Raw genomic sequence first — 26486 nt, forward strand, 5'->3', positions numbered from 1 at the left:
GGCCACCCCGCCCAGCCCCGACCACGCGCCGACCGCCCGCGGCCGGTCGTGCCGCACGAACGAGGCCTGGATGATCGCCAGCGACCCCGGCGTCAGCAGGGCTCCGCCGATGCCCTGCAACGCGCGCGCGGCGATCAGGAACTCGATGTTCGGCGCCAGCCCGCACAGCGCGGACGCCACGGCGAACCACATCGTGCCGACGAGGAACACGGCCCGCCGACCGTACCGGTCTCCGAGGGACCCGCCCAGGAGGATCAGCCCGGCGAGGGTGAGCGTGTAGGCGTTGATCGTCCACTGCAGCCCGTCCATGCGCGCGTCGAGCTCCCCGCCAAGAAACGGCAACGCGACGTTGACCACGGTGCTGTCGAGCAGCGCGAGCCCGGACCCGAGCACGGTCGCCAGCAACACCCACCGGCCGCGCGCCGACTTCAACTCCAGGTGCTCGCCGCTCTGAAGACCATCGGGACCGAATTTCATGGGCCCATCCTGTCATCGCAGCGTGCGGCCAGGCCGAGCGCGGTCAGGACGAGCGCGGTCAGGCAGAGGGTGGTCAGGCCGAGCGCGGTCAGGCAGAGGGTGGTCAGGCAGAGGGTGGTCAGGCCGAGCGCGGTCAGGCACTGGGCGGTCAGGCTGCGGATCGGCTGCCGAGTGCCCGCAGCACGAACGCGCACACCAGCGCCTCCGCCGCCTCCACCGTGACGGCCCCGCTGATGAGCGGAACCCGCTCGGCCCCGATGACGGCCAGGATCATGCGGGCGGTCGCCGCGACATCGATCACCCGGAACTCGCCCGACTCCATGCCGCTCTCCAGGATCTCCACCAGAATCCGCTGCATGGGCGCGACGTGCTCGGCCAACTGCTGGTACGCGTCCGGCCCGAGCGCCGCACTCAGATCGGCCGCCCCAGGATGCGGATGCGCCAGCAGCCCGGCGAGCTGCAGCCGCACGAACGCCCGCAACCGATCCGCCGGTGACGCGTCCTCCGGCAACTCCCGCTCATAGCTGTCGATGAAGTATTGGGTCACCCGCTCGGTGAACGCCAGCAGCAGCGCCGCCTTGTCCGGAAAGTAGTTGTACAGCACCGTCCGGGTGATCCCGGCCTCCCCGGCGACGTCCGTCATGGAGATGGCGTCGATGCCCTGCACGCGCGCCAGGCGCGAAACGGCCTGCAGGATGCGGTCACGCGTCTGGGCGCGGTGCTCGCCGATCGTGGCGGCCGAGATGCGGGGCATAGGCCCATGGTAGGCCCACGGGCCGTCACAGCCCTTGGTATTCAGGCTCCTGGCTTCCGCTGAATCCAAAGGAATCCTTGACATCATCGGATCGTTCCCGCGATATTCCAAGCATGTCTTTGGAATCTTCGGCCGGCCGCCCGCGAAGGCTGCTCGACGACCCGGCCGCGATGCGGGCCTTCGCCCACCCGATCCGGCTGGCCCTGCACGAGCTGTTGATGCGGGCAGGCGCGACGACCGCCGCCGAAGCGGGCCGGCAGGTGGGCATCAGCCAGGCGCTGGCCTCGTACCATCTGCGCCAGCTGGCCAAGTACGGCTTCGTCGAGCAGGCGGCGGCCCGGGACGACCGGGAGCGGCCGTGGAAGGCCACCGAGAGCACCCAGGTGTGGGACGACGGCGAGTCCGGGCCCGAGCAGGCGGCCGCCCGCAGCCTGCTGGAGCAGGTCATCGCCGAGCGGGCGCTGTCCCGGCTGGTCGAATGGCAGCAACGCCGCCGCGACGAGCCCGAGCCGTGGCGAGGGAGCGGGGGAGTGAGCAACTTGCTCGTCTATGCCACGCCCGAGGAGTTCACCGCACTCGCCGCCGCCATCGAAGGGTTGCTGGAGCCCCTGACGGCCCGCATCGACGACCCGTCCGCGCGGCCCGGCGGCGCCCGTCCTGTGCTGCTGACCTGGCTGTCGGTCCCCCTCCCTCCGACGGACTCCGGTGACTGAGCCGGCCGCGCGGAGCGGACTCCGGACCCTCATGGGCGGCAATCGCGACTACCGCCGCCTGCTCCTCGCCGCCCTCATCTCCCAAACCGGTGACTGGGCGATCAGCACCGCCCTGGCCTTCCACGTCTACCGACTCACCGGCTCCACGCTGTCCACCGCGATCATGTTGCTGGTCTCCCGGCTGCCTGACGTCATGCTCGGCTCGGTGGCCGGGACGCTGGCCGACCGCTGGGACCGCCGCCGTCTCCTGATCGCCACCGACCTGCTGCTCGCCCTGGGGCTCCTGCCGCTCCTGCTGGTGCGCGACCCCTCCCACCTGTGGATCGTGTACGCCGCCGCCTTATGGACAGGCATCCTGAGCACCCTGCTCGTCCCCGCCCAGAAGGCGCTGGTCCCGCAGATCGTGGCGGAGTCCGAGCTGGTACGCGCCAACGCCCTGCTCGGCCAGAGCGGCCAGCTCGCCCGCCTCGTGGGCGCGATGCTGGGCGGTGTCGCCGTCGCCGCCGGCGGCCTGCCCGCCGTCGTTCTGATCGACGCGGCCACCTTCCTGACCTCCGCCGCCCTGCAGCTCACCCTGCGCGTCACCGCCCGGCCCGCGCCGATGGCGACCACGATGGGCAGGCAATGGGCTGCCGGCCTGCGCCTGGCCGCGGAGAACGCCGGCGTACGGCTGCTGATCGTGTACATGGCGATCACCGGCCTGGGCGAAGGGATCTTCGCCGCGCTCGCGGCCCCGTTCGTCGCCGACGTGCTCGGCGGCCGAGCGGACGCCTACGGTCTGTTCCTGTCCGTGCAGGCGATCGGCGGCATCATCGGCGGCCTGGCCGTCGCGCTCCACGCCGGCGCCGCTCGTCCCCGCCTGCTGCTCGGCGCCGGAACGATCGTCTTCGGTTTCCTGGATCTCGCCCTGTTCACGTATCCGCTCGTGTCGCCCGTGTTGTGGCCCGCGTACGTGCTCATCGCCTTGGCCGGAGTGCCGGCGGCCGCCGCGATGGCCGGTTTCACCACCTTCGCGCAGACCGTCACCACCGATGCCCACCGCGGCCGCGTCATCGGCCTGCTGACCAGCGCCCAGGCGGCCACGGCCCTGGCCGGCACCGGCCTGGCCGGCGTGCTGGGCGGCACGATCGGGATCGTCCCGACGTTGTGCGTGCACGCGGGCGGCTTGATCGCGGCGGGTCTCCTGGTGGCAAAGCGGCATAGTTGTTTAAATAATTCAGTCATTTGAACCGATGATTGATTCCTGCTTTCATGGTTCCATGCTGTACGGGACTCCCGCGCTTGAGGCCGCTGACAAGACGGTGCTGGGCGAGATCGAGGACATGCGGCGAGACCTGAAATACCGCCTGGCCGAACCCCATCGGTGGGATGGCCAACTCCGGAGGCAGCTCCAGGCGCGGGCGATCCAGGGCTCGAACTCTATCGAGGGCTACCAGGCCAGCGTCGAGGACATCCAGTCGATCATGGCCGGCGACGAGCCTCTTGACGCATCCGCCGCCATCGCGAAGGAAATCGCAGGCTATCAGCAGGCGCTGGCCTATATCGGGTTGCTGTCGCGCGCTTCCGCGTTCCGTTACGACGTGGGCATGCTCAACGCGCTCAACTTCATGATGATCGGCCATCACCGCAACGAGACTCCCGGGATCATACGGCCGGGCGGCATCTATGTCCGGGATTCGAGTACCGGAGAAGTCGTTTACGAAGGGCCGGATGCCGAACTCGTCGAAGGGCTTCTGGGCGAGCTGGTCCTCTGGCTCAACGAGGGTGACCTGGAGGCGCCGAGCTACGTGCGGGCCGCCATGGCTCACTTCAATCTCGTCAGCATCCATCCGTGGCGCGACGGCAACGGCCGGATGTCGCGTGCCCTGCAAACCTTGGTCCTCGGTCGGGACCAGATTATGACGCCTGAGTTCTCCTCCATCGAGGAATGGCTCGGTGAGCAGCGCATCACCTTCGAGTATTACGACATGCTCGGCGCGGTCCAACACCGGCGGTGGAGCCCGCACGGCGACACCCTCGACTGGGTGCGGTTCTGCCTGAGAGCGCACCACATGCAGGCGCAGCGGGTGCGGCAGCGCCTGGCCCAGGCCGGCGAGATCTGGACGCTGCTGGAGGAGCGGGTCGACGCCGAGGGAATCAACACGCGATGTGTCTCCGCGCTGTACGAGGCGTTCGTGAGCAGGCGGCTGCGCCGGAGCAGATATCAGGCCGATGAGGAGCTCAGTCAGGGCCAGGCCGCCCGCGACCTGCGTGACCTGGCCGCCAAGGGCTGGCTCCGACCCTACGGGCAGACCAAAGGCCGCTACTACGAGGCCGGCCCTCGCATGGCCGCACTCAAAGCCGACTTCGCCGAGCGGGTCACACCCTTGCGGGATCCGTATCGAAGCTGACGGGCGCGAGCTCAGGCGGCGGTCTTGACGACGTGCTTCAGCTCGGCCAGCACCTCCGTGTTCAGCTGGTACGCCAGCTTGACCTCGCGGATGATGCGCTGCCGCTCCTGCTCGTCCAGCTCCAGGGCGTCCAGGCGGGCGCGGTACTCGTTCTTGAAGCGCGGCAGGCTGCCCAGCTCGTCGAAGCGGTAGAAGTCGACGCCGCCGCCCTCGCCGTACCCGTAGATCTTCTGCAGCTCCATGCGGATGAACTGGCCGCCGGACAGGTCGCCCAGGTAGCGGGTGTAGTGGTGGGCGATGTAGCCGCCTGGCCAGTCGGACACCTGCTCGATGCGCGCGACCAGGGTGCGGGTGGACTTGGACGCCGCGATCCGGTCGCGCCACGCGGGGCCGTAGATCGTCGTCAGGTCGCGCGCCAGCGCCGGCTCCCGGTACAGCTCGGGGAAGACGAAGCCGCCGGCCACCGGGTGGCCGGCGAGCCGGCGCGACACCCCATCGAGCGCGACGTAGGCGAAGTAGTGCTGGGCCACCATCTCGCCGTACTCGTGCTCGCTCAGCCGGCCGCCCATCAGCGCCGCGAGGTAGCCCTCGGACTCGGCGGACTGGTGGTCGCCCCAGGTGGCGTTCCTCAAGGTCTCGGAGAACGGCGTCGTCACAGCCCACCTCTACTCGCGCTAACGTTTCATGACGAAGTGTCACAAACCTCGCCGTAGCACGTCAAGCTTTTGACGACAGGTTGTCATCAAAGCTCACCTCCCCTCTTCTGTACCCCGAAAACGGGACGTCAAGAGGTCACCCGGTCCCAGCGGCCAAGGGCGATCATGGTCAGATTGCGCAGGGACGGGGTGCCGGGGGAGAAGTAGTCGCTGTGGCCGCCGGGGCCGGCCTCGAAGACGCGGGCGCCGAAGCCGGGGCTCATGGGGTCGGCGCCGAAGCCGAGTGGGCCGATCTTGGTCTTGGGGACGAAACGGATCCAGTCGTTGTCACCGAGCCCGGCCCACACGCGTGGCGGCAGGGCGTCGGCGGAGGGCACGTCGAGGCCAGGGCTGCCGAAGACGGCCAGGTCGGTGACGGGTAAGCCGGCAGCGGCGGCCTTGGCGCACAGCACCGAGCCGTAGCTGTGGCACAGCAGCACGATGGGGGCCGCCGTGCGGGTGCGCAGGTCCGCGACCGTGCGGCGCAACTCGGCGGCCCCGGCGTCCGCAGCGTCATGGGTGACCACGCCGATGCTCAGCGTCGGCGGGGAGTCGTAGCCGAGCCAGGCCACCACCGCCAGCCGCTCCCCGGGCGCCAGCCGGGCGGCCTCGGCCATCAGCGCACGCGCCGCACCGCCCGGTCGTTTCGTGCCGTGGTCGAAGGTCGCCACCGTGGTGTCGGCACCGGGCACGACGACCGCCACCCGGCCGGCCGTAGCCAGGTCGCCGTAGGTCCTCACCAACCGTCCGCTGGGCTGTCCCGGCCACATCAGGAAGGTGCCGGCCGCTGCCAGGACCCCCGCGAGTGCAAGCTGCTTGAGCATGCCGCGACATTACGGAGCGTGGCCGAGCGTTCGCGTCACCGTGAGGTTTGAACTTTCCCGTAGTACCGGAGGGGGACCGAGGTCAGGCCGGGCGTTCCGCGTAGTGGCAGGCCGCGTAGTGGTCCGCGGCGGCCTCCTGCACGGGCGCTCCAGCGTGGCCTCCTGCACGGGCGCTCCAGCGTGGCCTTCAGCGCGGCCTCCTGCACGGCTCCTCCTTGGCGCACCGTTCGGTCGCCTTCCGGCACCGGGTGTGGGGCCTGCGCCCAGGCGGCGGCGGGACCGGGTTCGGCGGGTCGCCGGCCACCATGATGCGCGACCGTCCCGCAACCGCGGCTTCGCCACGGGAGGCGCGGACAACAACGCCATCGTGGACGGATGCGCCTGCGCCCCGCGGCGCGGGCCTGGTGCGGGTGGGCGGTGTTGCCGCACCTGGAGCACGAAGGGCCCGTGCACGTGGCCGAGCGGTTGTCCGGTGAGCGCGGGGTCCGCATGATCGCCCTTCGTCCTGGGGCGGGCGTCGCCGCACTGCGAGGTGTCAGGCCGACCACGGCCGGCATCCACCACTTCACCTCTCGCACGCTCGCCTCCATGCCGGGCGTCCCGTCGTGGACGGCCGGAGTGCAGGTGCTCACCGTCATGCGCGGCTTCCTCATGGCGCGCTGGGCCGAGGACCGCGTCGCCGCGGCCGTGGACCGCGTCGCCGCGGCCGTGGCCTGACCTCGCCCCTACCGCGTGTAGCGGTGCTTGGCCCCCGGCGGGAAATACTCAGGGTCGCCGGCCTGGCGGAGGCGGATGAACGGCATCTGCTGGGCCGGCGGCACGTACGCGGCGAACTCGCTGTTGAGCCGGAGCAACTGCGCCAGGATCGACGCGCCCACGACCTGCGCCGTCTCGTCCGACGGCTTCTCCCCGGGCATCAGCTCCACGGTCACCGTCAGCTGCCGGTCGCGCCGCGCGTCCTCCACCACCTCCATCACGAACTTGCCCGTCACCGAGCCGGCGACCGCGGGCTGCTCCAGGCCGACGGCGATGTTCTCGGGGAAGACGTTCGCGCCGTAGTACGAGACGGTGAAATGGCTGCGGCCGAACACGTACACGAAGGGCCGTTCCGGGCCTGGCGCGGCGGGCTCGAAGCCGTGCCGACGGACGAGATCCAGCAAGCGCTCGTACGGGAGCACGCCGCCCTGGTCGGCGATGTGGTAGCGGATGAGCGGGATGCCGTTGTCGCCCGAGAAGAGCAGCGTGCCCTCGTGCTCCTCGAAGAAACGCACCTCCGGGTCGTACTGGACGAGGGTCGGCAGCCGGGACTCGCCGAACAGCTCCCTCGCCGTGCCCGGCCGGGCCGACAGGAAGCGGCGGATCTCGACGGACAACGCGGTCTCGTTCCCCAGGACGCCCGCGTCGGCGGTGCCGTACAGGGAGGCGATGCCGCGGACGGGGTCGGCGATCCCGGCCCGCTCGGCGACCAGGGTGCGCCATTCCTCGCTGAACACCTCGCCCGCCGTGACGAGCTTGATGTTCCAGGCGGCCCAGGGGAGGTCCTCGGTGTCGATGACGTTCTTCAGGAACGGCGGGTAGCCCAGGAGCACCACCTGGTCGAAGTACGGCGCCAGCTCCGGCAGCACCCGCGCGATCTCCCTGCGATCGCTGCCGGGCGCGACGACCGTGATCGGGTAGCCGCGTTCGGCCAGGTGGCGGCAGCAGTTGACGGTGAACAGGCCGCCCACCCAGGTGCCGAGCGCGAAGCAGACCACGGCCAGCGTGCGCTGCTCGCGGGCGGCGAAGGAGTCGCGGAAGACCTCCTCGAACCGCGCGGTGATCACCCGCTCGTCGGGCGCCGAGCGCGGCCAGAACGACGGCTTGCCCGTCGAGCCCGACGACACCGCGATCATGTCGCCGATCTCACCGTTCCTGCAGAGGTCGGGCAGCGGGTGGCGGAGGGTGTAAGAGTCCTTCGTGGTCATCGGCAACCGCTCGAAGTCCTGAAATGTCGTGACTTTGGCGGGATCGACGTTGTTCTCTGCCAGAAAGGCCCTGTAGGCGGGAACGGTCGCCGCCACCTGATGGAAGAGCTCAACCGGGTCCATCAGCCGACTGTAGGCGCTCACTCCCCAGGACGCACCAGCCCGCTCTCGTAGGCGTAAACGATCGCCTGGGCCCGGTCACGCAGCCCCAGCTTCATCAGGACCCGGCCGACATGCGTCTTGACCGTCTGCTCCGCCACGAACAACTTCTCCGCGATCTCCTGGTTGGACAGTGCCTGCGCGACCAGCGTGAGCACCTCGGTCTCGCGGTCGGTCAACTGGCCCACCCTGCCCACCGGCTGCCGGGGCGCGCCCAGCTTGGCGAACTCGTGGATCAGCCGCTTGGTGACGGCCGGGGCGATGAGCGCCTCCCCGGCCGCCACCACCCGCACGGCCTCGGCGAGCTGCGCCGCGGAGGCGTCCTTCAGCAGGAACCCACTGGCCCCCGCCCGCAGCGCCTCGTAAACGTAGTCGTCGAGGTCGAACGTGGTCAGGATCAGCACCTTCGGCGGCAGGTTGCGCGACGACAGCTCCCTGGTCGCCTCCAGGCCGTTCATGACCGGCATGCGCACGTCCATCAGCACCACGTCGGGGGCCAGCGCCGCCGCCTGCTCCACCGCCTCCCGCCCGTTGGCCGCCTCACCCACCACTTCGATGTCCGGCTGCGCGCTCAGAAACACGGTGAACCCCGTGCGCACCATGCCCTGGTCGTCGGCGATCAGAACCCGGATCAAGCGCCCTCCTCCGTCATGGCGTCCGCGATCGGCAGCGTGGCGCGGACGTCGAATCCTCCGCCGGGTAAAGGCCCGGCCTCGAGCGTGCCGCCGAGCAGGGTCGCCCGCTCCCGCATCCCCACCAGTCCCTGTCCCGCCCCGGGTGCGTCACCCGGCGCGGTGCCGGGCCCGTTGGCGACGCGCAGCCGCAGCTCGCCGTCGTCCCACGCGACGCTCACCGCCACGGCCGCGCCCGGCGCGTGCCGCATGGCGTTGCTCAGCGACTCCTGCACGATCCGGTACGCCGACAGCCCCACGGCGGGCGGCAGACCGTCGAGCGGCCCGTCCCGCTCGACCACCACGGCCAGCCCGGCGGCGCGGGCGTTGACGACCAGCTCGTCCAGCCGGTCGAGGCCCGGCTGCGGCGCGGTGTCGGTGCGGCCGTCCTGGTCGCGCAGCACGCCCAGCACCTGCCGCAGCTCCGCGATGGCCGCCAGCGACAGCCCGCGGATCTCCGCCAGCCCCGCCTCCAGCTGCGCGGGATCGCCCGCGGCCTTGAGCGGCACCGCCTCCGCCTGGATCGCGATCACCGACATGTGGTGCGCGACCACGTCGTGCAGCTCTCTGGCGATGCGGGCCCGCTCCGCCAGCACGGCTTGGGCGCTCTCGGCCACCTGGGTGCGCCGCTCCTCCTCGACGAGCCGCGCCGTGGCGGCCCGCCGGGTCCGGACGTTGTAGCCGAACAGCACCACGACCGACGCCATCACCGCCACGAGCGCCATCGAGTTGGGGTCGGCGATCCAGACGGTCAGCACCGTGATGATCCACACCGCCAGTGTGATCTGCTTGTCGCAGCGGACGGCGACGGAGTAGAGCACCATCAGGTACATCACGCTCAGCTGCGCCGAGTAGGGCGGATCGACCAGGTCGAGTGTGATGGCCGCCCAGATGGTCAGCGGCGTCTGGACGATCGCGACCCGCCAGGCGGCCAGCGGCCATCGATCGCGCAGCACCAGCGGCAGCGCGACGGCCAGACCGGCCAGGTAGGCGATCCACTCGGGGACGGGATATCCCTCGGTGTGCGCGGCGATGGCCTCGGTCAGCATGCCCTGCGTGGTGCCGAAGAGGATCAGGGACAGCGCCAGCTCCGCCACCTGGACCAGGTCGAAGGTCTGGGACGGCAGGAGCACCGCGAGCCGGCGCGGCACCCTGAACGTCGGCCGCCGGGATGCCGGCGGCGGGTCGGCGTCGCCCTGGAACAGCGCCAGCCCGAACGGCCGCATCACCGCGCGCCCGGCCTTCGCCAGGCGCCCGTCCCGCCGGCCCCAGCGCCTGCCGGACAGGCGGCGGCCGAGGTCGCGGGCGCGCTGGACGGAGATCACCTGGTCAAGCTTACGATCGCGGCCCCCCGATGGCGTCAGACCAAGGTCTGATCCACGGGTCACTCCCAGGTATCGCTTACATGATTACGATCGCCGTGAGCGAACATCGGCAAGGAAGGGAACAATGCGGGGCTCCAATGAATTGAGTCGGTATAACTCAACCCTTGGGAGTTCGCATGAGTGAGAGCTTGACCCTCCCGGTCCTGCCGCTGGACGACGAGGTCGTCCTGCCGGGCATGGTGGTCCCGCTGGACCTGTCCGACTCCGAGGTGCGCGCAGCCATAGACGCGGCCCGTGCATCCGGTGGCAACAAGCCGCGGGTCCTCCTCGTTCCCCGGATTGACGGCCGCTATGGCGCGATCGGCGTGCAGGCCGTTGTCGAGCAGGTCGGGAGGCTGCCAGGCGGCGAGCCCGCCGCCGTGGTCCGAGGTGTCAACCGGGTGCGCGTGGGCATCGGCACCACCGGCCCCGGCGCCGCGCTGTGGGTCGCGGCCGACACGATCGACACGATCCCCGCCGGCGAGCGCGCGCATGAGCTGGCCAAGGAGTACAAGGCCCTGGCCACCACGATCCTGCAGAAGCGCGGCGCGTGGCAGGTGGTCGACCAGGTCAACCAGATCGAGGACCCGTCGCTGCTGGCCGACAGCTCCGGCTACACCCCGTGGCTCGCCACGGCGCAGAAGGTCGAGCTGCTCGAGGCCGCCGACCCGGCCGACCGGCTGGCCAAGCTGATCGAGTGGTCCCGCGAGCACCTCGCCGAGCTCGACGTCGCCGAGACGATCCGCAAGGACGTCCAGGAGGGCATGGAGAAGCAGCAGCGCGAGTTCCTGCTGCGCCAGCAGCTCGCCGCCGTCCGCAAGGAGCTCAAGGAGCTCAACGGCGACGCCGAGACCGAGGAAGAGGACTACCGGGCCCGCGTCGAGGCCGCCGACCTGCCGGAGAAGGTGCGCGAGGCCGCGCTCAAGGAGGTCGACAAGCTCGAGCGCACGTCCGACCAGTCGCCCGAGACCGGCTGGATCCGCACCTGGCTGGACACCGTCCTCGACATCCCGTGGAACACCCGTACCGAGGACAACTACGACATCACCGGCGCCCGGGCCGTGCTCGACGCCGACCACACCGGCCTGTCCGACGTCAAGGACCGCATCATCGAGCACCTGGCCGTGCGCAAGCGCCGCCAGGACAAGGGGCTCGGCGTCGTGGGCGGCCGCCGCAGCGGCGCCGTGCTCGCCCTCGCCGGTCCTCCCGGGGTCGGCAAGACCTCGCTCGGCGAGTCCGTGGCGCGCGCGATGGGCCGCGAGTTCGTCCGCGTCGCGCTCGGCGGCGTCCGCGACGAGGCGGAGATCCGCGGCCACCGGCGCACCTACGTCGGCGCGCTGCCCGGCCGCATCGTCCGCGCCATCCGCGAGGCCGGCTCGATGAACCCGGTCGTCCTGCTCGACGAGGTCGACAAGGTCGGCGCCGACTACCGCGGCGACCCGACGGCCGCGCTGCTGGAGGTGCTCGACCCGGCGCAGAACCACACGTTCCGCGACCACTACCTCGAGGTCGAGCTCGACCTGTCCGACGTGCTCTTCCTGGCCACGGCCAACGTCCTGGAGGCCATCCCCGGGCCGCTGCTCGACCGGATGGAGGTCGTCACGCTCGACGGCTACACCGAGGACGAGAAGGTCGCCATCGCCCGCGACCACCTGCTGCCGCGCCAGCTGGAGCTGGCCGGGCTGAGCGTCGAGGAGGTGACCGTCCAGGACGCCGCGCTGCGCAAGCTGGCCGGCGAGTACACCCGTGAGGCCGGTGTGCGCTCGCTCGAGCGGGCGGTCGCCAGGGTTCTGCGCAAGGTGGCGGCCAAGGACGAGCTGCCCGTCACCGTCGCCGAAGGCGACCTGGTGGGCTACCTCGGCCGGCCGCGGTTCGTGCCCGAGTCCTCGCTGCCCGAGGCCACCCAGCGCACCTCGGTGCCGGGCGTGGCGACGGGCCTGGCGGTCACCGGGGCCGGGGGTGACGTGCTCTACGTCGAGGCGTCGCTGGCCGACCCGGAGACCGGCGAGACCGGGCTCACGCTGACCGGTCAGCTGGGCGACGTGATGAAGGAGTCGGCGCGGATCGCGCTGTCGTACCTGCGCTCGCACGGTGCGGAGCTGGAGCTGCCGGTCACCGCGCTGAAGGACCGCTCGGTCCACGTGCACTTCCCGGCGGGCGCCGTGCCCAAGGACGGGCCGTCGGCCGGTGTGACGCTGACGACCGCGCTGGCCTCGCTCCTGTCCGGCCGTCTGGTCCGCAGCGACGTGGCCATGACCGGCGAGATCTCGCTCACCGGGCGGGTCCTGCCGATCGGCGGCGTCAAGCAGAAGCTGCTGGCCGCGCACCGGGCGGGCATCACCACCGTCCTCATCCCGGCCCGCAACGAGCCGGACCTGGACGACGTGCCCGAGGAGGTCCGCGACGAGCTGACCATCCACCCGGTCAGCGACGTGCGTGAGGTCCTGGACCTCGCGCTCACCCCGGCGCAGGTCGCCACCGCCGCGGCCTGACCGCGCCCACTGCCCGCCGTGTCCGGCTCAATCCGGGTACGGCGGGCAGCCGCATGTCGCGCCGCGAAGTCAGCCCTGGCCGTGCGACTCGTCGGTGATCAGCAGGGACTCCAGCTCCTTGAGCAGCGCCACCGCCCGGTCGGCGTCCGCCGGGTCCGGCACCGCCTCCCGTACGACCTCCTCCACCGGCGTGGTCGCGCGCCGGAACAGCCGGTGCATGGTGACGTCCGCCACCCGGACCTGGGTGCGGCGGCCGTCGGCCGGGTCGGGGCCGGTCTCCAGGATGCCGCGCTCCCGCATCCGGGCCACCGAGGCGGACACGTGGCTCTGGGCGAATCCCGTGCGGGACTGGATCTCGCCCACCGAGCTGCCCGGGTGCCGCAACACGTCCTCGAAGACCGCCTCTTCCCCGGGTGTCGGCATCGGCTGGTCCTCGCCGTCCGATGCCCTGGCCAGCTCCGCCAGCCGCCGTCCCAACCTGCGCAACCTCGCGATGTTCATGGACGCATATTACATCGCTAGAGATGTATCTCTATCGATATAAGCTGTCGTGATGCAGATCACGAAGCCGATCAGGAATAGGGGGATCTCATGGCGTCGTTAGCAACGGCGTGAACGAGGCATACGCGATCGACCAGGGCGCCCATCGGGCCGTCACGTGTTGTCGCATGCGTATGGGGCGAATGCCGGCCCGCTAGACAAGACCATCGCCCGTTCTCCTCGAAGGTTCATCATGATCGCACCTGGTTTCGTGCTGCGCAGGCTGACCCACCAGCCGTTCCACCCTGGCGCCCGCTGACCCGGCCGCAGCCACCGGCATCTGTTCGTCCGAGCGGCCCGGCCGCTCTCAGTCGTGGGGATTTTTCCGTGATCCAGGCTTCTGGCCTGCGCAAACAGTACGGCGACACCGTCGCGCTCGACGGCGTCGACCTGCACGTGCGCGAAGGCGAGATCTTCGGCGTGCTCGGCCAGAGCGGCGCCGGCAAGAGCACCCTCCTGCGCTGCGTCAACCTGCTCGAACGCCCCACCGCGGGCACCGTCACCGTGGCCGGCCAGGACCTGACCGCGCTGCGCGACGGTGAGCTGAACCGGGCCAGGCAGCACATCGGCATGATCCACCAGCACTTCGCCCTGCTGTCCTCGCGCACGGTGGCCGGCAACGTCGCCTTCCCGCTGGAGGTCATGGGCGTGCCCAGGGCCGAGCGCGAGCGCCGCGTCGGCGAGCTGCTGGAGCTGGTCGGGCTCGAAGGCCGCGGCAAGGACCGTCCCCACCAGCTGTCCGGCGGGCAGAAGCAGCGGGTCGGCATCGCCAGGGCCCTGGCCGGCAACCCGTCGGTGCTGCTGTCCGACGAGGCCACCTCCGCGCTGGATCCGGCCACCACCCAGTCGATCCTGGCGCTGCTCAAGCGGCTCAACGCCGAGCTGGGCCTGACGATCCTGCTCATCACCCACGAGATGAACGTCGTCAAGAGCGTCTGCGACTCCGTGGGCATCATGGCGCGCGGCCGCATCGAGGAGTCCGGCTCCATCGCCGACCTCATCAAGACGCCCGGATCCCGCCTGACCAGGGAGATCTTCCTGCTTCCCGAGCCCGCCCCGGCCGGCTCGGTCACGCTGACGTTCACCGGCGATCCGCGGCAACCGGTGGTGTCGGAGGTCGTGCGGAAGTTCGACGTGGACCTGAGCATCCTGGGCGGCTCGATCGAGGACCTCGCCGGCGGCTCCGTGGGCCGGCTCCGCGTGGCGCTCGACGGCGCCGACGCCCCCGCCGCGCTCGCGTACCTGCGCGGCTCCGGCCTGATCGTGGAGGAGGCCGCGTGAGCGAGCGAAGCGAGGGAACCATGAGACACAGCACGTTCGTCACGAGGCCGACGGAGGAGGTCTCGTGACCTGGGAAGAGATGCTGCCGCTGCTCTGGCCGGCGACGCTGGAGACGGCGCAGATGGTCGGCTGGTCGGCGGTGTTCACGCTGCTGCTCGGGCTGCCGCTGGGCGTGGCGCTGGTGGTGTTCGACCGGAACGGGCTGCGGCCGGCGCCCGCGCTCAAGTCGGCGCTCGGGTTCGTGGTGAACATCGGGCGGTCGCTCCCGTTCATCGTGCTGATGATCGCGATCATCCCGTTCACCCGGGTCGTCGTCGGCACCACCATCGGGACCGCCGCCTTCGTCGTGCCGCTCACCGTCGGGGCGGTGCCGTTCTTCGCCCGGCTGGTCGAGACCGCGCTCAGGGAGGTCGGCACGGACGTCGTGCAGGCGGCCCAGGCCATGGGCGCGAGCCGGACCACCATCGTCCGCAAGGTCCTGCTGCCCGAAGCCCTGCCCGGGCTGGTGGCGGGGCTGACCGTGACGGTCGTCGCGCTCATCGGCTACTCGGCCATGGCCGGCACGCTCGGCGGCGGCGGCCTCGGGGACCTGGCCGTCCGGTACGGCTACCAGCGGTTCGAGACCCTCCTGATGATCGTGACGGTCGTCCTCCTCCTCGTGATCGTGCAACTCCTGCAGAGCCTGGGCGACTGGGTCGCTCGGCGCCTATCGCACAAGTAAGGAAAGACATCATGAAGTTTCGCGCCGTTGCGGGTGCTGTCGCGCTGGCCCTGTCGCTCGCCGCATGCGGTACGTCGCAGTCCGCCACCACGCCGGCCGCCGAGTCGGCCGACACCGTGCTGAAGGTGGGCGCCAGCCCCGTGCCGCACGCCGAGATCCTCAACTACGTCAAGGACAACCTGGCCCCGGCCGCCGGACTGAAGCTGGAGGTCGTGGAGTTCACCGACTACGTCCAGCCGAACGTGCAGCTCGACGAGGGCCAGCTGACCGCGAACTTCTTCCAGCACAAGCCGTACCTGGACGACTTCAACTCCTCCAAGGGCACCAAGCTGAGCTTCGTCGCCCCGGTCCACCTGGAGCCGCTCGGCCTGTACTCCAAGAAGATCACCGCGCTGTCCGCGCTGGCCGGCGGCGCCACCGTGGCCGTGCCCAACGACGCCACGAACCTGGGCCGCGCGCTCAAGCTGCTGGCCGACAACGGCGTCGTCAAGCTCAAGGACGGCGCGGGCACCGCGGCGACCGAGCGCGACGTGGTGGAGAACCCGAAGAACCTGCAGTTCAAGCCGCTGGAGGCGGCGCAGCTGCCGCGCTCGCTCGAGGACGTGGACGCCGCGGTGATCAACGGCAACTACGCCATCGAGGCCGGGCTCAAGCCCGCCACGGACGCGCTGGCGCTGGAGAAGACCGAGGGCAACCCCTATGTCAACGGGCTCGTCGTCCAGGCCGGCCACGAGAAGGACGCGAACGTCGTCACCCTCGGCAAGCTGCTGCAGGGCCCGAAGGTCAAGGACTTCATCAAGCAGAAGTACGCCGGTTCCGTGATTGCCGCGGAATGATATTGAAAAAGCGGCGACAGAACAGGAATAATCTCTTATCACACTGGTTCCGGCGTCAAGTGAATTGAAAGTGCGGCGCAATGCGGCGGGCATAGGAAGGCCGGGTCAGGAAAACCCTCTCCCGAGGAGGACCCAAAGTGCGATTCGTTTCACGAATCCTGCTGGGCGTCACCGCCGCCACGCTCGTGGCGATCGGCGCACCGGTCGCCGCCAACGCGACGGCCACTTCCGCACCAACCGCCGCGAGCTCGTACGACGCCGCCTGGGGACCCTACTTCTCCGGCGATCACAAGGCCAAGGCCGACGGCCACGTGAGCGTCGAGAAGAAGAAGTTCAAGTTCTGGTACTGGAAGTGGATCACCGTCAAGAAGGAGATCTGCTGGAAGGACAAGAAGGGCGACAAGCACTGCAAGTGGGTCGAGAAGAAGGTCAAGAAGCGCTTCTGGGAGTGGCGCCACGACTACTTCTTCAAGGTTCACAGCACGCTCCACAACTACAAGTGGTGGGGCAAGAAGAAGTGCGCGTGGGAGACGTTCAAGGTCGTGAACAAGGACGGCTCGGCGTACTTCAAGAGCTTCCGCAACTGCTCGAAGCACCCGCAGGAGTTCACCTTCTTCGGTAAGAACGCCGCGCACATCTACGTGGACGTGAGCCGGGGCACCTGGCACCGGCCGACCGGCTTCCACTCCGGTTGGAAGGACGTCTACCACGCGGCGGCCTGACCGCCCCTTCGCGGAGTCGCGGCCTCAACGGCGAGGTCGCGGCTTCCGTGTTGCCGGACCGCCGAATAGTGTTCTGATCATGTATCCGGGAGCCATCGCAGCAGTCAGCCCAGACAAGCCCGCTGTGATCATGGCGGGCTCCGGGCGGATCGTCACCTATCGCGAGCTGGACGAGGAGTCGAACCGGCTGGCGCACCTGTTCCGCGCGGCCGGGCTACGCCCAGGCGACCACGTCGCGTTCATGCTGCCCAACCATCCGCTCTTCCTGGCCGTGGCCTGGGCCGCGCACCGGTCGGGCCTGTACTACACCCCGATCAGCTCCCGGCTGCAGGCCGACGAGGTGGCGTACATCGTCGGCAACTGCGGTGCGCGGGCGTTCGTCTCGAGCGCGGACCTGGCCGGCGTCGCCACGTCGATCATCGCCGCCACGCCCGGGGTGGAGCTCCGGCTCATGATGGACGGCACGGCCGACGGCTTCGAGTCGTACGAGGAGGCGGTCGCGAAGCAGCCGGTCACCCCCATCGACGACGAGTGCACCGGCGCGGACATGCTCTACTCCTCGGGCACCACCGGCCGGCCCAAGGGCGTCAAAGTGCCCGCCACGCACGGCCCGCTCACCGAGCCCGGCACGCTGCTCATGCTCGTCAAGGCGCTGTTCGCGCCGTCGGACGACAGCGTCTATCTCTCTCCCGCGCCGCTCTACCACGCCGCCCCGCTGCGCTACTGCCTGACGTTCCAGCGCCTCGGCGCCACCGTCGTGGTGATGGAGCGCTTCGACCCCGAGCAGTACCTGCAAGCGGTCGAGCGGTACGAGGTGACGCACTCGCAGCTCGTGCCCACGATGTTCATCAAGATGCTCAAGCTCCCGGAAGAGATCCGGGCAAAATACGATATTTCGTCGCTGCAGCATGCGATCCACGCGGCCGCGCCCTGCCCCGTCCCCGTCAAGGAGCAGATGATCGACTGGTGGGGCCCGATCATCCACGAGTACTACGCGGGCACCGAGGGCAACGGCTTCCTCTACGTCAACGCGCAGGACTGGCTGCAGCACAAGGGCACGGTCGGCCGCTCGTTCCTCGGCGTCGTGCACATCCTCGACGAAGACGGCGCCGACCTGCCGCCCGGCGAGCACGGCACGATCTACTTCGAGAACGGCGGCCGGTTCGAGTACCACGGCGACCCGGACAAGACCCGCTCCTCACGCGATCCGAAGGGCCGCGGCTGGACCACGCTGGGCGACATCGGCTACCTGGACGGCGACGGGTTCCTGTATCTCACGGACCGCCGCTCGTACATGATCATCTCCGGCGGGGTGAACATCTACCCGCAGGAGGCCGAGAACGTGTTGTCGGTGCATCCGAGGGTGGCCGACGTGGCGGTGTTCGGGGTGCCGGACGAGGAGATGGGCGAGCAGGTCAAGGCCGTGGTCGAGCCGATGTCCATGGACGAGGCGGGCCCGGGGCTGGAGGCCGAGCTGATCGCGTACTGCCGCGAGCGCCTGGCGCACTACAAGTGCCCCAAGTCCGTGGACTTCCGCGCGGAGCTGCCCCGTCACCCGACGGGCAAGCTCTACAAGCGGCTGCTCAGGGACGAATACTGGCCGGCCCGCCGGAGTTGAACATGGCGGGTCGTGGACGCGTGGTGGTGGGGCACGCTTACCGCCGGCGAGGACAAGATCGTCCGCTTGTGGGAGCAGCTGCGGCCGCGCAGGCCCAGGAGAATGCGAGCGCCCGGCGCCCGCCCCAACCAGCGCGGATAAGGCGGCCGTGAACCGTCTCATACTCCTCCGATCACCGGCTTAACGAGGTCTTACGCCCTGCCTGCGACCCTAGAGTCATCGGGACTTAGGGAGATGACAGATGGACGCGAACGAGCCTCGCGAGCAGGGTGCCGGGTGGAGCCAGTTCGGTGCCACCCCGCCGGCCGCCGGGGGCTTCCCCCGGCGGGACACGATCATCATGGAGCCACCACCTCCGCCTCCGCCCCCGAAGAAACCGGGTTTCGGCCGCAAGGCGGTCGCCGGCCTGGCCCTGGCGGCCACGGCCATCGGAGGCGGCGTCGTGGGGGCCGTCGTCGCCAACGCGTTCCAGCCTGATCCGGTCTCCGTCACCACCACCAACGTCGGCACGCCGAGCCCGGTCTTCAAGAACACCTCCGCCGAGTTCACCGTCGCCCAGGTGGCGGCGAAGGTGCAGCCGAGCGTCGTGATGATCCAGGGCCAGACCGGCGAGGGCTCAGGCGTGGTGCTGTCGGAGGACGGCCTCATCCTGACCAACAACCACGTGGTCCAGGGCGCCGGCCAGGGCGGGCAGATGGCCGTCAAGTTCAGCGACGGCAAGACGGCCAAGGCGAGCGTGGTCGGCACCGACCCGGCCACCGACCTGGCCGTCATCCGCGCAGAAGGCGTCTCCGGGCTGACCAAGGCCACACTCGGCAACAGCGACCTGCTCAAGGTCGGCGACGACGTGCTGGCCATCGGCAGCCCGCTCGGCCTGGACGGATCCGTCACGAAGGGCATCATCAGCGCGCTCGACCGCACGCTCACCGTCGGCGGCGAGCAGAACCAGCAGGTCCCGCCCGGCTGGGGCCAGCAGCAGGGCCAGAGCAGCGAGCCCACCACCATCGGCGGCGCCATCCAGACCGACGCCTCCATCAACCCCGGCAACTCCGGCGGCGCGCTGGTGAACGCGGCCGGCGAGCTGGTCGGCATCAACACCGCGATCGCCTCGGAGGCCGCGGGCGGCGGTGTCGGCTTCGCCATCCCCGTCAACACCGCCAAGCAGGTTTCCGATCAGCTCATCAGCAGCGGCAAGGTGAGTCACGCCTTCCTCGGCGTGAGCGTCACCGACGCGACCGGCGACGTGCCCGGCGCCCTCATCAGGGAGATCACCGCCGGAAGCCCGGCGGAGAAGGCCGGCCTGAAGCAGGGCGACCTGATCACGAAGCTTGACGACAAGGCGGTTGACGGGGGAGATACTGTAGTTGGGCAGGTCAGAGGTTTCAAACCTGGTCAACAGGTCAAGATCACATATGTGAGGGACGGTCAGACCAGCGAGGTCACCGTCACCCTCGAAGAGAAGAAATAACCAGGACCCCCACATTGACGGGTGTGCCGTCGAGATCGCTGCGGACTCGGCGGCACACCCCCCTCGGTCAGGTGAAACGCCGGCCCTCGTCGCGACGGTAGGCCCACGCCGCGGCCGCCGCGATGGCGACGGTCCACACGGCCAGCATCACCAGGGCGACGGCGTCGGGGCCGGCGCCCGTGGTGGCCCACCAGATCAGCTCCGCCGCACCCCTGGTGGGCACGTACGGCGAGACGACCTGGATGAACTCCGGCAGGACCTGCGGCGGCAGCAGCAGACCGCCGAGGATGGCCGCCGGGAAGAACACGATCTGCGACACCGCGATGGCCGCCTTGGCCGACAGCGCGAAGCCGATGAACAGGCCCAGCAGCATGAACGGCAGGGTCCCGACGACCAGCGCGCCCAGACCGAGCAGCAGCCTTGCGGGCGTGATCGTCGCCTCGGTGAACAACGCGCTCACCAGCAGCACCGGGATCACCGACAGCAGCATGACGACCAGTGTCGACAGGACGCGGCCGGCGAAGCGGGGGAACGGCCCCGCGGGCAGCGTGCGCAGGTACGGGTTCCACGGCAGCTCGCGATCCTGCGCGACCGCGATGCTGAGCCCGATGAGGGCCCCCGACATCGCGCCGAAGAACATGAGCGAGCCCGTCGCCGTGGTCGCGCCCGCCGGGTCCTGCCCCGCGAACGGCACCACGAACGCCACCATCGAGATGGCCGGGAACAGGGCGCTGGCCAGCAGGCTGATGGGCACCCTGAGCTGCTCGATCAGGAGATATCGGGTGTGCGCGACGACCAGGCTAGACATGTGCGGTCTCCTTCGAGGTGATGGCGAGGAAGGCCTCTTCCAGGGTGGTCGGCCTGATCTCCAGGTCGGAGAACGGCGCGCCGCTGCGCACCAGCTCGACGACCAGCCGGTCCGGATCGGTGGTGATCAGGCTGATGCGGCCGTCCACCCGTTCGGAGCCGAGCACGCCGGGCAGCTCGGGCAGGTCCTCGGCGACGAGGGAGACCCGCCGCACGCCCACCATGTCGCGTACGGCCCGCACCGTGTCGTCGGCGAGCACGCGGCCGTGGCCGACCACCACCACCCGCTGGGCCAGGGCCTCGATCTCCTCGAGGTAGTGGCTGGTGAGCAGCACCGTGCCGCCGTCGTCGTGGAAGGCCCTGATGCCGTCCCACAGCGCCCGCCTGGCCTCGACGTCCAGCCCCGTGGTGGGCTCGTCGAGGAACACCAGCCGCGGCCGACCCACGAACGCCAGCGCCACCGCCAGCCGCCGCCGCTGCCCGCCCGACAGGCCGCCGACCTGCCGTCTGACCAGGTCGTCCAGGCCGAAACGGGCCAGCAGCTCGCCCTTGTCCGTCTTTTCCGGGAAATGCGCCGACACGAAGTCGACGATCTCGCCGACGCGTAAGGACTCCGGCAGCCCGGTCTCCTGCGGCGTCACGCCGATGCCACGGCGCATGGCGGCGTCCTGCGGCGAGCCGCCGAGCAGCTCGACCGTCCCCGACGTCGGCCGGCGCAGCCCCACGAACAGGTTGATCAGGGTGGACTTGCCGGCGCCGTTCGGGCCGAGCAGCCCGACCAGCTCGCCGGCCTTGATATCGAGCGAGACGCGGTCGAGCGCGAGCACGTCGCCGTAGCGGCGGGTGACCTCGATCGCCCTGGCGAGGATCGTCATATGGTGCCCCCAGCGTTGTCCAGCAAGGCGCGGATCGCCTTGGTGTAGTCCTCGAAAGCCAGCCGCCCCCGTTTGGTGAGCGCCACGTACGTGACCGGGGTGCGGCCTCTGTGTGTTTTCGTGATGCGGATGTACTCCGCCTCCTCGAGCTTGGTCAGGTGCACCGACAGGTTCCCCGCCGTCATGCCGAGCAGGTCCTTGAGCGAGCCGAAGGCCATCTCGTCGCCTTCGCCGAGGACGTTGAGCGCGGCCACCACCCGGAGCCTGGCCTGTGCGTGGATGACCGGGTCGAGCTCGGGCAACGACTGCTCCGCGGTCATGCCCGGCGCCTCAGCCACAGGCCCGCGACGATGAACCCCCCGCCCAGCAGCACTGCCGTCAGCAGCGCGTGCCAGCCGGCGCCGAGCAGCACGCCCACCCCGTTGACGGCGGCGACCCAGACGCCGACGAAGAACATCTGCCAAGTCAGCCAGATGGCGCCACCCACCATGTAGAGGACGGCCACGATGGTCAACATCGCGCCCGCCCAGAGCAGCCCGCTCTCCTGCGGCGGCAGCAGGGAGGCCAACCTGGTGGCGATGATCGAGACCAGCGTTATCCCGGCGAACCACGCATAGCCATACATCGCGCCTTTGGCTCGGGTGTCGCCGCGGACCTGCCGGTTCATCCTGGTGATCCCGTAAGCGGCGACCGCCCCCGCCAGAAGCTGCGCGATCATCAGCACGGACAGCGCCTGTGGTTGCGAGATCGGCGCGTAGGGCCGTCCGTCGAGCCCGTAGTGCAGGAAGAACGCGGTGAAGCCGAGCAGCCAGGCGACGCCCCAGGGGAGGTAGAGCACGAGCGGGTCGATGTAGATGTGCCGCGCGGCGGCGGCCTGCTGCTCCTCGATGACGCGGAGCGTCTCCTCCGGGCTGGGCGCCCGCTCATCATCCAACATCGCAAACCCCTCGAAGATTTAAACTGGTTTGCAGTTTAAACCTATTGGCGATGCCAACACAAGGCTCCGTGCGGAGCGGGGGCTCACTTCCTGGTCAGGACCTCGGACTCCCACAGATCCCGGTAGTAGCCGGACACGGCGACGAGCTCGTCGTGGCGCCCGCGCTGGATCACGCGGCCCTCCTCCAGCACCACGATCTCGTCGACCGTCTCCAGGCCCTTGAGCCGGTGCGTCACGAGAAGCGTGGTGCGGTCCCTGGTCACGTCCAGCAGGTCGCTCATCAGCCGGTCGGCGGTCTCCTCGTCGAGCGCCTCGGCGGGCTCGTCGAGCAGCAGCACCGGCGGGTCGTACAGCAGCGCCCGCGCCAGGGCCAGCCGCTGCAGCTGCCCGCCGGACACGGTCCTGCCGTCCTCGCCCAACTCGGCGTCCCACCCCACCCGCTCGACCCAGCCGTCGAGCCTGGCGTCCCGTACGGCGCGCCGCAGCGTCTCGTCGCCGGCCTCTGGGCCGGCCAGGCGCAGGTTGTCGCGGAGGGTGGTGCGGAAGATGTACGGGTCCTGGGTGAGGCCTGTCATCAGCGCGCGCACGTCGTCGCCGGCCAGGTCCCTGATGTCCACGCCATTGACCCTGACGTGCCCGGACTCCGGCTCGACCAGCCGCATCAGCGCGGCCAGCAACGTGCTCTTGCCTGCCCCGCTCGGCCCGACGATCGCCACCCGCTTGCCCGGGGTGAGCCGCAACGACACCCCGTCCAACGCGGGGCGGCCGTGACGCCGTGACGCGGCGGCATCGTCGTCGCTCGGCGAGGCCGCGTCGGGCGCGGTGCGGCCGTTGTGCTGGGGCGGTGTGGCCTCGTTCCGTGGGGTGTGGCGGACCACGAGGTCGTCGATCTCGATGGTCAGCGGGGACTCGGGCTTGGGCGCGGGTGCGGCCGGCTCGGTGACGGCCGCGGCGGCGGAGCGGACCTCGCGCAGCCGCCGCAGTGCCGCCGTGATGCCCGCCATCCGCTCGCCCGCCGCCGCCAGCGGCAGCACGGGCTCGAAGGACACCAGGGCGGTCAGCGCGAGCACGGCCGTGCCGACCGAACCCACGCCGGCCCCCTGGGCGAGCAGGACGACCGCGGCGACCGTCGATCCCTGCACCAGGGTGCCCCCGGCCAGGGCGGCGGCGTGGACGCGCGCCTGGCGGCGTTCCAGTGCGGCCAGCGCCTCGTCGGCCGCCGTGGCCTTGCGCAGAGCCTCGTCGTCGGCTCCGTACGCGGCCAGGTCGGCGGAGCCGTGCACCAGGTCGGCCACCCGGCCCGCCAGCGCCGCCCTGGCCGGGGCGATCCTGGCCGACCAGCGGCGAGCGGCGGCGGCCGTACCGGCGGGCAGCAGCACCCCCGCCAGCGCCAGCCCCGCCACCAGCACCAGCGCCGCCACCGGCAGGATGGTCAGCCCGATGACGACCGCGGCCAGCCCGGCGATCGCCGCGGCGGCCGCGGGGAGCAGGCAGCGGACGAGCAGGTCCTGTACGGCCTCGGTGTCGTCGACCATGCGGCTGAGCAGGTCCGCTCCGCCGTGGCGGGGCTGCTGGGGCGGGATCAGCGCCCGGTAGAGGTCCTCACGGGTGCCGGCCTGGGCGCGGAGCGCCACGTCGTGGCCGGTGAGGCGTTCGATGTAGCGGAAGACGCCCTTGCTCGTGGCGAACGCCCGGGTCGCCACGATCGCCACGCTCAAGGCGGCGAGGGGCGGCTGCTCGGCGGCCCGGGTGATCAGCCAGGCCGCGGCCGCGATGAGCCCCAGCCCCGCCAGGTCCGCCGCCGCACCGGCCAGCACCGCCCACACCAGCCGCTTCCCCATAGCCCGAGTCATCCCTCGCCCCCTTCACGCCGCCCCGCCGCCACACGCCCGCCCGTGCCCGCTTGTCCGTCCGTGCCAGTGCCCGTGCCGGGCCGGGAAGGTGCGCGATCGTCGACGGGGGTCGTCGCTTCGGCTTCGGCCGCGCCGCCACCGGCCTTCGTCTCGTCCGCCGCCTTCGCGTGCTCCGCGACGTCCTCGGCCACCGTGCCCCGCCCGGGCGCCTCACCTGCTCCGGTGCTGTGCCCTTCGGAGGGGTCCTCTTGGGCGGCCACCGACGGGTCGGCTCCCGACCGGGCGGCGGCTTGCACGCCACCGCCGTCCAGGCCGGCAGCGCCAAGCTGCGCGTGGCCAGGCTGCGCGTCGGCCGTTGGGACGTTGCCCGTTGGGACGTTGCCCGTTGGGACGTCGGCCGTTGAGACGCGGCTTGGAACGGTGTCCCCTGGGATGCCGGTGCCCGCTGGGACGGCATCCGCCCCGAGGGCGTCCGGTGGGGCGGGGGAGCGGGTAGCGCGCGTGGTGTCGGAGATGACGCGGCCCTCGTGGAGGCGGACGACGCGGTCGGCCAGGTCGATCATGGCGGGCCGATGCGCGACGATGACGGCCGTGCGGTCGCGGGCCAGCTCCGCCGTCCCCGCCACCACGGCGGCCTCGCTGCGCCCGTCCAGCCGCGCCGTGGGCTCGTCCAGCAGCAACACCGACGCGCCGGGCCGGCAGAAGGCCCGGGCCAGTGCGATGCGCTGCCGCTGGCCGGCCGACAGGTTGGCCCCCCGCTCACCCACTACGGTGTCGAACCCTTGGGGGAGCGCGGCCACGAAGTCGGCGTGGGCGGCGGCCGCGGCCCGGCGTACCTCGTCCAGAGAGGCCGAGGGCGCCCCGAGCCGGATGTTGTCGGCCACCGACGTCGCGAACAGATGGGGCCGCTGGGCCACGAACGCCAGCCGCGCCCGCCAGCTCGCCACGTCCAGATCCCGCAGCTCGACCCCGTCCACCAGGATCCGTCCCTGTGACGGCTGCACGAAGCCGAGCAGCAGATGGAGCAGCGTGCTCTTGCCGCCCCCGCTCTCGCCCACCAGGGCGACCCGCTCCCGCGGCCCGATGGTGAGCGTGACGTCCTCCAGCGCGGCGACGTCCCTGCCCGGGTAGCGCACCGTCACGTTCTCCAGCCGGATCTCCGGCGCGCCGCCGGACGGCGCGGCCCGCCGCCCCTCGGACGCAGGCGGTTCCCCGGCGGAGTCCAGTACGGCGAAGGCAGCGTCGGCCGCCGCCACCCCCTCCATGGAGGCGTGGAAGCGCGTCCCCATCGCCCGCAGCGGCAGGTACGCCTCCGGCGCCAGCAACAACACCAGCAGCGCGGTCGTCAGATCCAGCGACCCCCCGAGCAGCCGCAGCCCGATCGGCACCGCCACCAGCGCCAGCGACAACGACGCGCACAGCTCGAGCACCAGCGACGACAGGAACGCCACCCGCAACGTCTTCATGGTCGCGCTACGGTGCGCGTCGGCCACCTGCTGGATGACGCCGGCCTGGTAGCGCGCCCGCCCGAACGCCCGCAGCGTGGGCAGCCCGCGCACCACGTCCAGGAAGTGGCCGCCCAGGCGGGACAGCGCCCGGTACTGGCGCTCGGTCACGGCCTTGGTGGTCATGCCGACCAGCGCCCCGAAGACCGGGATCAGCGGCAGCGTGACCAGGACGATGACCGCCGAAGCCAGGTCGGCGGCGAACAACCGCACGAGCACGGCCACCGGCACCACCGCGGCCACCGCGATGGACGGCAGGTAGCCGGTCAGGTAGGCGTCGAGCCCGTCCAGCCCGCGCCCCGTGAGCGTGACCAGCTCGCCCGAGCGGTGCTCGGTGAGCCGCCCCGGCCCCAGCTCACGGAGCCGCCCCAGGAGCCGGTGGCGCAGCGCCGACTTGACCCCGGTCGCGGTACGCCCGGCGAAGACGCCCTGCGTCCACGCCAGCGCCGCGCGCAGGCAGACCACCGCCGCCAGCCCGGCCAGGGCGGCGACGGCGAACCGTCCTGACAACACCCCGGCGAGCAACTCAGCCTGCACGAGAACGAGCAGCCCCGCCAGCACGGCCGCGGCCATGGTGACGGCCAGGTGGCGGCGTACCGACCGCTCGGCCCGCATGAGCCGTAGGAGATCCTTGTGCACGAGTCCTCTAGAAGAACGACGGGAGGCGGAAGGCATCCTTTCCTGGACGGAAAGTGCGCCACACCCATAGTTGCGCGCCCACCATGATGGGCGCGAACGGCAGGACCATGAGACTGAGCACATTCAGGGTCGCCGCGGGCGCGCTGTGCTCCAGCAGGTACGGCATCGCCCCCGCCAGCAC

Annotated in this window: 26 protein-coding genes; 11 read left to right on the forward strand and 15 right to left on the reverse strand. The window is 70.7% G+C overall.

The features are described from left to right. The 3 genes from ETD86_RS34565 to ETD86_RS34575 all read right to left on the reverse strand — a co-directional run. A partial coding sequence (locus ETD86_RS34565; protein WP_138670851.1) for an MFS transporter occupies positions 1-477 on the reverse strand: 477 nt, incomplete at its 3' end. Beyond that, the gene (locus tag ETD86_RS34570) at positions 474-671 is read right to left on the reverse strand and encodes a hypothetical protein (RefSeq protein ID WP_138670852.1); all 198 of its coding nucleotides are present in this window, start codon (positions 669-671) and stop codon (positions 474-476) included. The genes ETD86_RS34570 and ETD86_RS34565, both read right to left, overlap by 4 nt. Then, entirely contained in the window at positions 626-1231 is a 606-nt protein-coding gene (locus ETD86_RS34575; RefSeq protein ID WP_138670853.1) for a TetR/AcrR family transcriptional regulator, read from the reverse strand. Before ETD86_RS34575 ends, ETD86_RS34570 begins: the two co-directional genes overlap by 46 nt. Positions 1232-1344: 113 nt before the next feature. Here ETD86_RS34575 and ETD86_RS34580 point away from each other — a divergent pair, with 113 nt between their 5' ends. From ETD86_RS34580 to ETD86_RS34590, 3 genes are read left to right on the forward strand one after another with little or no spacing between them, the layout of a single operon-like run. After that, positions 1345-1944, forward strand: coding sequence for a helix-turn-helix domain-containing protein (locus ETD86_RS34580; RefSeq protein ID WP_138670854.1), 600 nt, complete (start codon positions 1345-1347; stop codon positions 1942-1944). Between the two features lie 31 nt (positions 1945-1975). Beyond that, positions 1976-3172, forward strand: coding sequence for an MFS transporter (locus ETD86_RS34585; protein ID WP_138670855.1), 1197 nt, complete (start codon positions 1976-1978; stop codon positions 3170-3172). 31 nt (positions 3173-3203) lie between these two features. Next, complete coding sequence (locus tag ETD86_RS34590) at positions 3204-4334, forward strand: Fic family protein (RefSeq protein ID WP_138670856.1); 1131 nt, start codon at positions 3204-3206, stop codon at positions 4332-4334. 11 nt (positions 4335-4345) lie between these two features. On the opposite strand, the gene ETD86_RS34595 is transcribed toward ETD86_RS34590, so the two are convergent. Both ETD86_RS34595 and ETD86_RS34600 read right to left on the reverse strand, forming a co-directional pair. Then, positions 4346-4990 carry a biliverdin-producing heme oxygenase gene (locus ETD86_RS34595; protein WP_138670857.1) on the reverse strand — a complete coding sequence of 215 codons (645 nt, stop codon included), beginning with the start codon at positions 4988-4990 and terminating at the stop codon, positions 4346-4348. 128 nt (positions 4991-5118) lie between these two features. After that, positions 5119-5853 (reverse strand): alpha/beta hydrolase, encoded by a 735-nt coding sequence (locus tag ETD86_RS34600; RefSeq protein WP_138670858.1) that lies wholly within the window; start codon positions 5851-5853, stop codon positions 5119-5121. A gap of 375 nt (positions 5854-6228) precedes the next feature. On the opposite strand from ETD86_RS34600, the gene ETD86_RS34605 reads away from it, so the two are divergent. Further along, positions 6229-6570, forward strand: a complete 342-nt coding sequence (locus ETD86_RS34605; protein ID WP_138670859.1) for a hypothetical protein — start codon at positions 6229-6231, stop codon at positions 6568-6570. 8 nt (positions 6571-6578) lie between these two features. On the opposite strand, the gene ETD86_RS34610 is transcribed toward ETD86_RS34605, so the two are convergent. Genes ETD86_RS34610 through ETD86_RS34620 form a run of 3 tightly spaced genes read right to left on the reverse strand, consistent with a single transcriptional unit; the run spans position 6579 to position 9972 of the window. After that, positions 6579-7940: a phenylacetate--CoA ligase family protein gene (locus tag ETD86_RS34610; RefSeq protein WP_138670860.1), complete on the reverse strand. Its 1362-nt coding sequence runs from the start codon at positions 7938-7940 to the stop codon at positions 6579-6581. Between the two features lie 17 nt (positions 7941-7957). Then, positions 7958-8611 carry a response regulator gene (locus ETD86_RS34615; protein WP_138670861.1) on the reverse strand — a complete coding sequence of 218 codons (654 nt, stop codon included), beginning with the start codon at positions 8609-8611 and terminating at the stop codon, positions 7958-7960. Continuing rightward, positions 8608-9972, reverse strand: a complete 1365-nt coding sequence (locus ETD86_RS34620) for a sensor histidine kinase (RefSeq protein ID WP_138670862.1) — start codon at positions 9970-9972, stop codon at positions 8608-8610. Before ETD86_RS34620 ends, ETD86_RS34615 begins: the two co-directional genes overlap by 4 nt. 176 nt (positions 9973-10148) lie before the next feature. Between ETD86_RS34620 and lon the strand changes: the two genes are divergently transcribed. Then, positions 10149-12503: an endopeptidase La gene (gene lon / locus ETD86_RS34625; RefSeq protein ID WP_138670863.1), complete on the forward strand. Its 2355-nt coding sequence runs from the start codon at positions 10149-10151 to the stop codon at positions 12501-12503. A 69-nt stretch (positions 12504-12572) separates the two neighbouring features. Here the strand turns inward: lon and ETD86_RS34630 are convergent, their stop codons facing one another. Next, entirely contained in the window at positions 12573-13004 is a 432-nt protein-coding gene (locus tag ETD86_RS34630; RefSeq protein ID WP_138670864.1) for a MarR family transcriptional regulator, read from the reverse strand. A gap of 366 nt (positions 13005-13370) precedes the next feature. Between ETD86_RS34630 and ETD86_RS34635 the strand changes: the two genes are divergently transcribed. From ETD86_RS34635 to ETD86_RS34660, 6 genes are all read left to right on the forward strand, one after another. Beyond that, positions 13371-14324, forward strand: coding sequence for a methionine ABC transporter ATP-binding protein (locus tag ETD86_RS34635; RefSeq protein ID WP_138670865.1), 954 nt, complete (start codon positions 13371-13373; stop codon positions 14322-14324). A 64-nt stretch (positions 14325-14388) separates the two neighbouring features. Then, positions 14389-15045 (forward strand): methionine ABC transporter permease, encoded by a 657-nt coding sequence (locus tag ETD86_RS34640; protein ID WP_211370503.1) that lies wholly within the window; start codon positions 14389-14391, stop codon positions 15043-15045. A gap of 11 nt (positions 15046-15056) precedes the next feature. Continuing rightward, positions 15057-15881 (forward strand): MetQ/NlpA family ABC transporter substrate-binding protein, encoded by an 825-nt coding sequence (locus ETD86_RS34645; RefSeq protein ID WP_138670866.1) that lies wholly within the window; start codon positions 15057-15059, stop codon positions 15879-15881. Positions 15882-16018: 137 nt separating this feature from the next. Further along, the gene (locus ETD86_RS34650; protein WP_138670867.1) at positions 16019-16603 is read left to right on the forward strand and encodes a hypothetical protein; all 585 of its coding nucleotides are present in this window, start codon (positions 16019-16021) and stop codon (positions 16601-16603) included. 79 nt (positions 16604-16682) lie between these two features. Then, on the forward strand, positions 16683-18221 hold the full coding sequence (locus tag ETD86_RS34655; RefSeq protein WP_138670868.1) for an acyl-CoA synthetase: 1539 nt from the start codon (positions 16683-16685) through the stop codon (positions 18219-18221). A 241-nt stretch (positions 18222-18462) separates the two neighbouring features. Next, positions 18463-19689, forward strand: a complete 1227-nt coding sequence (locus ETD86_RS34660) for a S1C family serine protease (protein ID WP_138670869.1) — start codon at positions 18463-18465, stop codon at positions 19687-19689. A gap of 67 nt (positions 19690-19756) precedes the next feature. Here ETD86_RS34660 and ETD86_RS34665 read toward each other — a convergent pair whose 3' ends face one another. The 6 genes from ETD86_RS34665 to cydD all read right to left on the reverse strand — a co-directional run bounded on the left by ETD86_RS34665 (position 19757) and on the right by cydD (position 26305). Further along, on the reverse strand, positions 19757-20497 hold the full coding sequence (locus ETD86_RS34665; RefSeq protein ID WP_138670870.1) for an ABC transporter permease: 741 nt from the start codon (positions 20495-20497) through the stop codon (positions 19757-19759). Beyond that, positions 20490-21371, reverse strand: a complete 882-nt coding sequence (locus ETD86_RS34670; protein ID WP_138670871.1) for an ABC transporter ATP-binding protein — start codon at positions 21369-21371, stop codon at positions 20490-20492. Before ETD86_RS34670 ends, ETD86_RS34665 begins: the two co-directional genes overlap by 8 nt. Beyond that, positions 21368-21691, reverse strand: a complete 324-nt coding sequence (locus tag ETD86_RS34675) for a transcriptional regulator (RefSeq protein WP_138670872.1) — start codon at positions 21689-21691, stop codon at positions 21368-21370. The genes ETD86_RS34670 and ETD86_RS34675 overlap by 4 nt, the downstream gene beginning before the upstream one ends. Beyond that, positions 21688-22308, reverse strand: a complete 621-nt coding sequence (locus ETD86_RS34680) for a transporter (protein WP_138670873.1) — start codon at positions 22306-22308, stop codon at positions 21688-21690. The genes ETD86_RS34675 and ETD86_RS34680 overlap by 4 nt, the downstream gene beginning before the upstream one ends. A gap of 83 nt (positions 22309-22391) precedes the next feature. Further along, the gene (gene cydC, locus ETD86_RS34685) at positions 22392-24161 is read right to left on the reverse strand and encodes a thiol reductant ABC exporter subunit CydC (RefSeq protein WP_342779331.1); all 1770 of its coding nucleotides are present in this window, start codon (positions 24159-24161) and stop codon (positions 22392-22394) included. Continuing rightward, positions 24158-26305: a thiol reductant ABC exporter subunit CydD gene (cydD, locus tag ETD86_RS34690; protein WP_246148651.1), complete on the reverse strand. Its 2148-nt coding sequence runs from the start codon at positions 26303-26305 to the stop codon at positions 24158-24160. The genes cydC and cydD overlap by 4 nt, the downstream gene beginning before the upstream one ends. Positions 26306-26486 lie beyond the last annotated feature (181 nt).

The organism is Nonomuraea turkmeniaca (assembly GCF_005889735.1).
GTDB classification, from domain to species: Bacteria; Actinomycetota; Actinomycetes; order Streptosporangiales; family Streptosporangiaceae; genus Nonomuraea; species Nonomuraea turkmeniaca.

Coding starts and splice junctions, on each gene's coding strand:
- ETD86_RS34675 (WP_138670872.1), bottom strand. CDS start 21,691: ATGACCGCGGAGCAGTCGTTGCCCGAGCTCGACCCGGTCATCCACGCA.
- ETD86_RS34680 (WP_138670873.1), bottom strand. CDS start 22,308: ATGTTGGATGATGAGCGGGCGCCCAGCCCGGAGGAGACGCTCCGCGTC.
- ETD86_RS34610 (WP_138670860.1), bottom strand. CDS start 7,940: ATGGACCCGGTTGAGCTCTTCCATCAGGTGGCGGCGACCGTTCCCGCC.
- cydC (WP_342779331.1), bottom strand. CDS start 24,161: ATGACTCGGGCTATGGGGAAGCGGCTGGTGTGGGCGGTGCTGGCCGGT.
- lon (WP_138670863.1), top strand. CDS start 10,149: ATGAGTGAGAGCTTGACCCTCCCGGTCCTGCCGCTGGACGACGAGGTC.
- ETD86_RS34630 (WP_138670864.1), bottom strand. CDS start 13,004: ATGAACATCGCGAGGTTGCGCAGGTTGGGACGGCGGCTGGCGGAGCTG.
- ETD86_RS34670 (WP_138670871.1), bottom strand. CDS start 21,371: ATGACGATCCTCGCCAGGGCGATCGAGGTCACCCGCCGCTACGGCGAC.
- ETD86_RS34590 (WP_138670856.1), top strand. CDS start 3,204: ATGCTGTACGGGACTCCCGCGCTTGAGGCCGCTGACAAGACGGTGCTG.
- ETD86_RS34665 (WP_138670870.1), bottom strand. CDS start 20,497: ATGTCTAGCCTGGTCGTCGCGCACACCCGATATCTCCTGATCGAGCAG.
- ETD86_RS34605 (WP_138670859.1), top strand. CDS start 6,229: ATGCGCCTGCGCCCCGCGGCGCGGGCCTGGTGCGGGTGGGCGGTGTTG.
- ETD86_RS34580 (WP_138670854.1), top strand. CDS start 1,345: ATGTCTTTGGAATCTTCGGCCGGCCGCCCGCGAAGGCTGCTCGACGAC.
- ETD86_RS34645 (WP_138670866.1), top strand. CDS start 15,057: ATGAAGTTTCGCGCCGTTGCGGGTGCTGTCGCGCTGGCCCTGTCGCTC.
- ETD86_RS34575 (WP_138670853.1), bottom strand. CDS start 1,231: ATGCCCCGCATCTCGGCCGCCACGATCGGCGAGCACCGCGCCCAGACG.
- ETD86_RS34660 (WP_138670869.1), top strand. CDS start 18,463: ATGGACGCGAACGAGCCTCGCGAGCAGGGTGCCGGGTGGAGCCAGTTC.
- ETD86_RS34600 (WP_138670858.1), bottom strand. CDS start 5,853: ATGCTCAAGCAGCTTGCACTCGCGGGGGTCCTGGCAGCGGCCGGCACC.
- ETD86_RS34585 (WP_138670855.1), top strand. CDS start 1,976: ATGGGCGGCAATCGCGACTACCGCCGCCTGCTCCTCGCCGCCCTCATC.
- ETD86_RS34655 (WP_138670868.1), top strand. CDS start 16,683: ATGTATCCGGGAGCCATCGCAGCAGTCAGCCCAGACAAGCCCGCTGTG.